Raw genomic sequence first — 2,402 nt, forward strand, 5'->3', positions numbered from 1 at the left:
GCGGCTGCTTGCGCCCGTCGCGCCGAGCCTCGATGCCGGCGCTTTCGCGGATGCATGGCGGCCCCGCTACGACCCGTCGATGGAGGCGGTGCGCTCCGGCGCCCGGCCCTATGTCGACCTCGACACGCTCCAGGCCGAGTCCCTGCCCGACGTGCTGGCGCAGTTCGGCATCGCGGGCGTGCCCGAGACCGTGCAGCGGGAGCTGGTCCAGGCGTGGCACCGGCTCGACGCCTGGCCCGAGGTGCCGGACGCGCTGCGGCGGCTGCGGGAGAAGCACCTCCTGGCACCGAACTCCAACGGGCCTGTCCGATTGATGGCCGACCTCGCCCGCCGCAACGGGCTGATCTTCGACGCGGTGCTCGGCGCCGGCTATTCCCGCGACTACAAGCCGAAGCCGGCGCTCTATCGCGATGCGGTGGCGGCCTTCGGGTTCGCGCCGGCGGAAACGATGATGGTCGCGGCGCACTCGAACGACCTCGCGGCGGCGGCGCGCCACGGTCTGTCCACCGCCCACATCGCCCGCCCGCACGAGCACGGCCCGGCCGGCGGCGAGACCGCGCCGACGGTGCCGGTCACCCACGCGGCGCGGGACCTGGCGGACCTCGCCGACCAGCTCGGCTGCTGAGGCGTCGCACGGAAGGTTGAGATGGCCGATTGGAACCCCGCCCTCTACACCCGCTTCGAGGACGAGCGGACGCGGCCGGCGGCCGAGCTCCTCGCCCGCGTGCCCCTCGACGCGCCACGGCTCGCCTGCGATCTCGGCTGTGGACCCGGCAATTCCACCGCGCTGATCGCGGCGCGGTTTCCCGATGGTGAGGTGCTCGGCCTCGACAGTTCTCCGGCGATGCTGGAGAGCGCCCGTGCCCGCCTGCCCGACCTCACCTTCGCGCAGGCCGATGCCGCGACCTGGGTCCCGGAGCGCGCCCCGGACCTGATCTTCGCCAACGCCGTCCTGCAATGGCTGCCGGACCACGCGACCCTGCTGCCGCGGCTGTTCGGCCTCCTCGCCCCGGGCGGGGTGCTCGCCGTGCAGATGCCCGACAACCTCGCCGAGCCCACCCACCGGCTGATGCGCGAAGTCGCGGCGGCCGCCCCCTGGGCGGCAACGATCGGCGACCCGGCCGTGGCCGGCCGCCTCGGCCGCATGCTGGAGCCCGCGGCCTACTACGACCTGCTGGCGCCCCTGGCCGCCGAGGTCGATGTCTGGCGCACTGCCTATCACCACCGGATGGCGGATGCCGCCGCCATCGTGGACTGGGTGAGCGCCACGGGGCTCCGGCCCTTCCTCGACCCGCTGGAGCCCGGGGAGAAGGCCGGCTTCCTGGCGGCCTATACCGGCGCGATCGACGCCGCCTACACGCCGCGCAGCGACGGGCAGCGCCTGCTCGCCTTCCCGCGGGTGTTCATCGTCGCCCGAAAAGCCCCGTAGCGCGCAGGCCGGCCCGGTGGTCCTCAGGCCGCGCGCACCGTTCCGAGGAAGCGGCTGACCTCCGCCCGGAGGTGCTCGGATTGCTGCGACAGGTTCGCGGACGAGTCCAGCACCTGGCCCGCGGCCGAGCCGGTCATGTCGGCGGCTTCGGCCACGCGGGCGATGTTCGTCGTCACCTCGCCCGTGCCGGCGGCGGCCTGGGTCACGTTGCGGACGATCTCCTGGGTCGCCGTACCCTGCTGCTCGACCGCGGCCGCGATCGTCGTGGCCACGCCGCTGATCTCGTCGACGCGCGTCGTGATGCTGCCGATCGCCGAGGCCGCCTGCGCGGTCGAGGCCTGCACGCGGGCGATCTGGCCCGCAATCTCCTCGGTGGCCCGCGCGGTCTGTTCGGCCAGCGCCTTCACCTCGGCGGCCACGACCGCGAAGCCCCGTCCGGCCTCTCCGGCACGGGCCGCCTCGATGGTGGCGTTGAGGGCCAGCAGGTTGGTCTGGCCCGCGATGCCGCTGATCAGCGCCACCACGTCCCCGATCTTCATCACGGCCGCACTCAGGTCCTCGACCAGACGCACCGTCCGCCCGGCCTCGTCGGCCGCGGCCCGCGCGAGCTGCGCGGAGCCCTGGACCTGACGCCCGATCTCCTGCACGGAGCTGCCGAGCTCCTCGGCCGCCGAGGCCGCGGCCCGGACGTTGGCGGCCGCCTCCTCGGCCCCGGCCGCGACGGTGGTCGACTGGCCGGCGGTCTCCGACGCCGTGGCGGCCAGCGCCCGGGCCGTGGCCTGCAGCTCGGTGGCCGCGTTCGTGACCGTCTCGACGATGCCGCCGACCGCCTGCTCGAAGGTGTTCGCCAGATCCGCCGTCACCCGCTTGCGGTCCCGGTCGGCGGCGGCCTGGGCAGAAGCCCGCGCCTGCGTGTCGGGCTCCGCCTGCGCCCGGAGGCCGTCGCGCACCTTCAGGACGGCCCGCCCGATCA

The 2,402-nt window shown here is 74.6% G+C and carries 3 protein-coding genes; 2 read left to right on the forward strand and 1 reads right to left on the reverse strand.

Going from position 1 to position 2,402, the window contains the following annotated elements:
• A partial coding sequence (locus I53_RS04435) for an HAD-IA family hydrolase (protein ID WP_043347115.1) occupies positions 1-625 on the forward strand: 625 nt, incomplete at its 5' end.
• A 21-nt stretch (positions 626-646) separates the two neighbouring features.
• Positions 647-1,429: a trans-aconitate 2-methyltransferase gene (gene tam / locus I53_RS04440; protein ID WP_043347116.1), complete on the forward strand. Its 783-nt coding sequence runs from the start codon at positions 647-649 to the stop codon at positions 1,427-1,429.
• A gap of 23 nt (positions 1,430-1,452) precedes the next feature.
• Here the strand turns inward: tam and I53_RS33680 are convergent.
• The coding region (locus I53_RS33680; RefSeq protein WP_043347118.1) for a methyl-accepting chemotaxis protein at positions 1,453-2,402 on the reverse strand (950 nt) is incomplete at its 5' end.

It is taken from the genome of Methylobacterium sp. B1 (assembly GCF_000333255.1).
GTDB classification, from domain to species: domain Bacteria; phylum Pseudomonadota; class Alphaproteobacteria; order Rhizobiales; family Beijerinckiaceae; genus Methylobacterium; species Methylobacterium fujisawaense.